Annotated in this window: 5 protein-coding genes and 4 pseudogenes; 2 read left to right on the top strand and 7 right to left on the bottom strand. The window is 59.7% G+C overall.

Annotated features, from left to right (window positions below; translation table 11 throughout):
- Positions 1-42: 42 nt before the first annotated feature.
- The gene (locus X735_RS1000000170180; RefSeq protein ID WP_245273327.1) at positions 43-297 is read right to left on the bottom strand and encodes a DDE-type integrase/transposase/recombinase; all 255 of its coding nucleotides are present in this window, start codon (positions 295-297) and stop codon (positions 43-45) included.
- Between the two features lie 631 nt (positions 298-928).
- Positions 929-1,087, bottom strand: a complete 159-nt coding sequence (locus tag X735_RS1000000170475; protein ID WP_348625613.1) for a transposase — start codon at positions 1,085-1,087, stop codon at positions 929-931.
- A gap of 288 nt (positions 1,088-1,375) precedes the next feature.
- Between X735_RS1000000170475 and X735_RS1000000168485 the strand changes: the two are divergent.
- A pseudogene (locus tag X735_RS1000000168485) lies at positions 1,376-1,885 on the top strand (hypothetical protein); the annotation flags it as partial.
- A gap of 144 nt (positions 1,886-2,029) precedes the next feature.
- Positions 2,030-3,436: an aminotransferase class III-fold pyridoxal phosphate-dependent enzyme gene (locus tag X735_RS135900; protein WP_081735031.1), complete on the top strand. Its 1,407-nt coding sequence runs from the start codon at positions 2,030-2,032 to the stop codon at positions 3,434-3,436.
- Positions 3,437-3,632: 196 nt separating this feature from the next.
- On the opposite strand, the pseudogene X735_RS1000000168480 reads toward X735_RS135900, so the two are convergent.
- The 5 genes and pseudogenes from X735_RS1000000168480 to istA form a co-directional block, all read right to left on the bottom strand.
- Positions 3,633-3,840: pseudogene (locus X735_RS1000000168480) on the bottom strand (ISKra4 family transposase); the annotation flags it as partial.
- A 54-nt stretch (positions 3,841-3,894) separates the two neighbouring features.
- Positions 3,895-4,014: pseudogene (locus X735_RS1000000169170) on the bottom strand (ATP-binding protein); the annotation flags it as partial.
- Positions 4,015-4,691: 677 nt separating this feature from the next.
- A complete protein-coding gene (locus X735_RS1000000169480; RefSeq protein ID WP_023814456.1) occupies positions 4,692-5,051 on the bottom strand; it encodes a hypothetical protein in 360 nt (119 codons plus the stop codon).
- Positions 5,035-5,166, bottom strand: coding sequence for a hypothetical protein (locus tag X735_RS1000000170370; RefSeq protein WP_280940298.1), 132 nt, complete (start codon positions 5,164-5,166; stop codon positions 5,035-5,037). Before X735_RS1000000170370 ends, X735_RS1000000169480 begins: the two co-directional genes overlap by 17 nt.
- A gap of 269 nt (positions 5,167-5,435) precedes the next feature.
- Positions 5,436-6,171 (bottom strand): annotated as a pseudogene (gene istA / locus X735_RS01000000166630) (IS21 family transposase); the annotation flags it as partial.
- Positions 6,172-6,382: the final 211 nt, after the last annotated feature.

The raw sequence follows: 6,382 nt of genomic DNA, 5'->3' as shown, positions 1-6,382 counted from the left end.
GATCAGCCCGGCCCCATGCCGGAGAGCGCGGCGACCAAGCCGTCAGCTACACCACTCCCTGGGACACGATCCTCTGTCCCAATGATGGATCAAACTGCCGGGAACCGGAACACGTGCGGAGATCGCCATTTTTAGGGCATCGACAGCAAGGCTGGCCCGCAAGTGGAGTTCGAGCGCCCATCCGATGACCTTGCGACTGAATGCATCGAGCACAACCGCCAGATAGGCGAACTGCTGGGCAAGGTGCAAATACGTGATGTCGGCGACCCGAAGCTGGTTGACGCCTGCCAGTTCCATGCCTCTGGCAAGGTTCGGCACCACCTGCCAGCTGTGCCGGGAATCCGTAGTGCGCGGCACAAATGGCCGAGTGCGCAAACATAAGAGATTATCCTCCCCCATACCCGCAACACCCGTTTGTGGTTTACCTGCCAACCCTCGCGGCCAAGAAGGGCGCCGATCCGGCGATAGCCATAGTGCCGGTTGGCCAAGGCCAGCCTTTGAATAACATCTCGCAGACCAGTTTCTTCCTGACGCGGCGCCGACTGTCGCCAGTGCCGGTAGTATCCAGCCCTGCTGACACCGGCGAGACGGCACATCTGTTCAATTCCTGGAGAGCCTTGCGGCACATGGGCTGTCATTTTTTGAATGACTTCGAAGACGCTGCACCGCCAGGTGCGTCTTTCTGCTGTTGACTGCCCCCTGACATGCCGCAAGGCTTCTTGAAAAAAATCAAGTTCAACCTGTTGCTGCCCAATCTTGCGTTCAAGTTCGACAATGCGGCGACGGGCTCGACAATGCGGCGACGGGCTTTTGTCTAGCCCATCGGCACGACGCTGGTCAGCCGACAGTGCAAAACCTGCCGCCAAGGCTTGCCGATCTGGTGGTGCCTCGGGAGGCCGCTTCTTTGGACGCCCCTGTCGGCTCGGCGTTAGATTGCCACACACCCGCAACTGTTCACGCCAGGATATAAGCGCTGGCGGTGAATACCCAGTTCATCCGCCAGCCGGCTGACGTTCTCCCCCCTTTGCATCCGTAGGAGCATGGAGAGTTTCTCTTCTTCGCTAAATCTCGGCTTTCTTCCAACCATCTCCAGTCCCTGCAATCCAGAAACTGTCCGCTATCTATTTGTCTCAGTCGAGGGGTGCACTCCAACCTCACCGCCCTCCGAAAATTCGTCGAGACGCTCGGTGCCACAGCGCCGGCAATCAAACCGGTTGCAACAAAGCCTTCATATAAATTTGCAGAATCTTTGCGACCGCAAATCGCTGACAATGGTACGTTCACCACAAGGTCTGACGTCAGGCACGGCTGAAAGAGCTTATGCCCGTTTACGCTCCGACCACCGCACAGCACGCAACGTTGGAGTCAACGGCCAATGGCAAGAAGAGCGCTCATCCTGCTTGAAGGTTCAAGGTATAATGGTCCGCTATACGTCCGAGCGGCCCCGCGTCTTGGTCTTAATCCAATTACCCTGTCGGCTGATCCAGCTCGGTACGACTATCTTGCGGCGGAAGGCATTGAGGCAATCCGTGTCGATACAGACAATCTCGATGCGCTGATCCGCGAATGTTCTCGGCTACGTGCGACCTATGACATTGCTGGCATTACGTGCGCCGGGGATCCGTTCTATGCGACAGTTGGCAAGCTCTGCTGCTATTTTAGTCTGCCGGGACCGAACCCCACATCGATTGAACGATGCTGCGACAAATTCACTCAACGTCAGCTTCTCGAGGAAGCCGGCGTTCCAATACCTGCTTATCGCTTGGCGACGAATGCGACGGAGGTGGAAAGCGCTGCCGAGGAGATTGGCCTTCCGGTGATTCTCAAGCCAGGCGCAGGCAGCGGCAGCAGAGTTGTCCGATTGTGCCGCAACATGGAAGGCCTCATCAGGCACAATTATTAGGGTTTCATCGTAACCTGCGCTCGCTTACTGCGGTGACTTCCTGCGCCTAGTCTGGCGGAACAAGAATGGCAAAGGAAGCGGGTTGAGGCGGCCCCTCCTTGCGATGAAAGATGGTGGAACTAGATTATGGCGTCCTATTCGGCACAATGCGCAGCCAGCACGGCGGAACTATCGTCCGCTGAACTGTTTGAAAATGCGAAAAATTACCTAGTCGACGGATACTCCCGTCCCATAGTGCTGGAACCGCATCCGAATTACCTCGCCTATGGCAAAGGCTGCTGGGCATTTGACGTCGATGGCAATGGACGCATCGATTTTACAAATAACTTTGGCGCCCTGATCCACGGCTATTCGCACCCCGAAATCGTTAAAGCGATTACCGAGCAGGCCGGTCGCGCTGTATGCTCTACCATGCCGACCTCGCTGGAAACCGAACTGGCCGCCCTGATCTGCGAACGCTTGCCGACCGGAGATAAGATCCGTTTCACCAATTCCGGGACCGAAGCTGTTATGCTGGCCCTGAAAATGGCCCGCTCGATCGCCGGAAAGCCGAAAATCGCCAAGATCGAGGGCGGTTATCACGGCCAATATGAATACATTGACTCCAGCTCGACGCCGTCTCCTTCGCAATGGGGTGATCCGACCGAGCCTCCCACAATCGCCCGCAATTCCGGCACGCCGGGCTACATGCTGCCTCAGCTCGTCGTCTTGCCCTGCAATGACATCGAATCTTCCCGCAAGATCCTTGCCAAGCATAAGGAGGCGCTCGCGGCGGTAATCGTCGATCCGATGCAACTGCAGGTCGGCTATGGCCGTCCGGAAGTAGAATATCTGAAGGCGTTGCGAGATGAGGCGACACGTCTCGGCATTCTCCTGATCTTCGATGAAGTCGTCGCCTTCAGAAACGGTCTCAACGGTACGCAGGGCCGCGTCGGTGTCACACCTGACATCACCGTTCTGGGCAAGTTCATCGGCGGTGGTCTGCCGGTCGGCGCTGTCTGCGGTTCTGATGAAGTCATGTCAGTCTTCAAGATCTCCCGGGAGGGCCCGCGTGTGCTGCACAGCGGGACCTTCTCGGCGAACCCACTCACCATGGCGGCTGGCGCGGCAACCATGCGCCTGCTCACCAGCGAAGTCTTTGATCGCTTCCAGTCGCTTCAGGACCGGCTCAGCGACGGCATGGATTCAGTGCTGCAGACTTATGGTGTCGATGCACGTCTCGAGCAGTATTGTATCGGATCGACGAAGCTCGTCTTCGGTTCGGCTCAGATCCGCAACTGGCGCGATCTGTACCAATATTACCAGAACCATCAACTCAGCAAGGTGGCACCGCTCCAGGAGGCACTCTTGAAGCGCAAAGTCTTGGTTTCACGGCTGAGCTTCCTAATCTCGTCGCCGATGACAGAGGCCGATATCGAGGTTGTTCTTGAGGCATTCGACGACGCAGTCAAGGAACTGGCGCCGCAACTGCGCGGTGAGTGCGCTGATCTGAATGGCTCTGTGAATCAACAGGCAACCAATTCGCTCACCTGATAGGATCGGGCCGGGCGATCGACCGCCGGGGAAAGAGCACCGGCCTTCCGGTGAACCTATGATCCAGGCGGCCGCTCGCCAAAAGCGCCGAACCTCACTATCCACGGATCGAAGCCACCGGCTTCCGGCCGCTCTGCTCCAGCGAACGAATGAGAGCGCTCCGGAATTTATGACGGGAGCGGCAAAAAGCTGGGGGTCAAGCCGCAAGAGCAAAATTTGCTTGCTTCAATCGACCATTGGCAACAGCGGCTCGGACCTGAAGTACGCGGTGAGCCCCTGCGGGAGACCAGCGCATCTGACGTTTCTTGTTCACGCGGCATTGACGAGGTTGTTGGCGGCGGAATCGGCCGGGGCACTCGAGATCGGTGATCCGAACAATATCGCTGGCAGTAGTCGACTACGGAGGTAGCCTAGGGCTCTGCTGGCGTTGATTGTTGTCATTTCGTATCCGCCATGTGTCAAGCTTTTTGCGGCTGCTTTCGCCGCAGGCTTTCGCCCGTCAGATCGATGCGATGAGCGATGTGAACGAGGCGATCCAGGATGGCGTCGGCATAAGTCGGATCGCCGAAGTTGTCATGATGCCTCCTTCTTTGATCATCTCGTGCGTTGGATTCGTGCCCGCAATGCCGTGATGCGGTCGTCGAGAGCCCGATTTGCCACGGCTGCCCTTTCGTGAGCTGGCGTCCCTCGATCCAGCCGCGGGCGAGATAGTCGAAGACGGTTTGTGGTGTGACGCCCAGGGCGGCCGTCGCCCCTTGAACAGAGTAGGTTCCATCTGGCCATCGGTCGGGATTGGCGCTCGTCCCGTTGATCTTGACGGTGGGGATGTCCCAACGTGTCCGCAGAAGCCAGACATTCTCACCTTTGAACGCGCAGCCGCGCGCTGCGACAAAGCCTTCCGTGTTCAAGGTCGCCGCGATCTCCTTGTCCATTTTGCTTGCCGCGTTGAGTTCGATCACGCGGCGCCGTAGCCGCTCCAGATCGGCGTAGTCGCCATAGGTGTGGACCCGTCTTTGCAAGGAGTGCTCGCTTGTCGCTCCCGTCTGCCATAGGATCTTGAACCAGACTTGGCCCTGGAAGCGCTTTTGGTCGAGGACGACCTCGCAGACGATGAGGCGCAGAATGCCCTTGCGCTCGGCCGCCGTTGTGGAAGGGGAGTGCCAGATGCCGGGCAGATCTTCGCCCAGCGCCTCGCGATCCGGCTCGTTCAAGACCAGCGGCCCGTCCTGCTGCTACCGTTCGTAATCCTGTTCGATCACCTCGGCAGCGCGAAGCTTCTCTTCCCAGAGGCGCTCCAGCGAACGCGCCACCAGACGGTTCTCCGGCTCCACCGCATCATATTGGCGCCGTGCTCTTTCCCCCTCATAACGCGTCCGTTCACGCCGCAGCGCCCACTGGCGCTCAAGCTGACGCGTCTCCGCTTCAATCTGGCCCAGCGCGCGATGGCGATGTCGATCTTGTCCGGCGTCAAGGCCTCGAGCAGGATGCTTTCGACATGCGCGTCGACGGGCAACGCGCGCATTTCCTGGCATAGCGGCCCGCCCGCCTGATCGCGGTCGGCGCGACACGTGTAGACGGGATAGTCGCCCGCAGGACCGCTATAGCGCAGGCTCATCCGGCGCCCGCACCGCCCACAAACAGCGATGCCCTGCCGCTCCCTTGCGCGGCACGCCCGAATGGCCGGCTGCGTAGCGGTTGATGTTGTTGGCAAGTCGCCTCTGGTTCTCCATGGACTCCTCCCAGCCGATATAACCAGGATGGGCAACCTGAAGGCAAACCTCCCAGTCGGCGATGGGGATGCCGTCGCGGCGGCCGCGATTGCAAGGGGTCGCGTGCGCCGAAGCGGCACGGATACGGGTTGCGGCAAAGTAAGGACCGGCGTCGCGCCTGCCGACAGAGGCAGCCGGGGGTGACGGCGCGCAGCTTCGCGGGACCGGCTCGGTTGTCGGCCGAAGACGATCGGTGACCTGCTCGGCCATCATAGTTGAGAGCACTTGTGTGGTCGCCGCGGGCGGGTCGGCAGCACCGAACTGCCATAATGGGCGGCCATGCCCGCATAGGTGCGGTTTACCTGCGGGTCGTAGCGGCAGGCCTTGATGATGGCGACCTTGGCATTGTCGGGAACCAACAGAGCCGGCGCGCTGCCGAACGCTTCCAGTGCATTTACGTGACACCCCAGCAAGTCCGGAAGTGTCTCACTCCAGCGCCCTTCCGCATAGGAGAGGCTCGAAGCGCCCAATACGGCCCACGAACAGATGCGCCTGGCGCGTCTTGCCCCTCAGCCGGTCGACGATCACCGTCACCGTATCGCCGGCATAATCGACGAAGAGCTTGTCGCCGGCGACATGGTTCTGCCGCATCGTTACTGGCAGGTTTGATGCCCAGCCCGTGTATAGATCACAAAGGGGCTATAGCGGTAACCATCGGGTCGCGAGCGATGTATTCGTCCCACAGGATCTGCAGCGTCACATGCTTGCGCTTCAGCTCGCGATGCACGCAAGCCTAGTCCGGCTCCACTGCGACGATACCCGTCTTCGTCCCGTTTGCCTTGTAGAGCGCAGCCTCCAGGACCGGGTCGGTGATCTCGTCCCCTAACGGCCAGGCCAGTTCGGCAGCGTCCGCCCGGCGAAGCGTTTCGCGCACAGTCGAGGGCGCAGCCCCGACTTGTACGAGATCGCCTTGTGGCCAAGGCCCTCTTCAAATCGATATCTCAAAATCTCGCGGACACGCCGCATCGCCAATCTCTCCGCAGGCATTTCATTCCTTCTCCTGGACAACCCATAAGAAGGAACATTTCACCAGCAGAGCACCGCGCCCATCCACCCCTCCAAGGGTGCGGCATCATTTCGGAATCCGGGGGCGGGTAATTCTCGGAACGGTCGCGTCCCCACAGGTGGTGTAGCTCGGCGGTAGCGAAGCCGCTCGCGAGCGCGCTCTCGATAGCGC

The sequence above is a fragment of the Mesorhizobium sp. L2C084A000 genome, from assembly GCF_000502875.1.
Lineage (GTDB): Bacteria > Pseudomonadota > Alphaproteobacteria > Rhizobiales > Rhizobiaceae > Mesorhizobium.
Note: the sequence above shows the minus strand (reverse complement) of the source record. Positions and strands in the feature narration are given on the sequence as shown.

What these genes read in the sequence shown, in the direction of transcription:
- X735_RS1000000170370 (WP_280940298.1), bottom strand. Translation starts at nt 5,166, where the DNA reads ATGGAGAACCAGAGGCGACTTGCCAACAACATCAACCGCTACGCAGCC.
- X735_RS135900 (WP_081735031.1), top strand. Translation starts at nt 2,030, where the DNA reads ATGGCGTCCTATTCGGCACAATGCGCAGCCAGCACGGCGGAACTATCG.
- X735_RS1000000170180 (WP_245273327.1), bottom strand. Translation starts at nt 297, where the DNA reads ATGGAACTGGCAGGCGTCAACCAGCTTCGGGTCGCCGACATCACGTAT.
- X735_RS1000000170475 (WP_348625613.1), bottom strand. Translation starts at nt 1,087, where the DNA reads ATGGTTGGAAGAAAGCCGAGATTTAGCGAAGAAGAGAAACTCTCCATG.
- X735_RS1000000169480 (WP_023814456.1), bottom strand. Translation starts at nt 5,051, where the DNA reads ATGAGCCTGCGCTATAGCGGTCCTGCGGGCGACTATCCCGTCTACACG.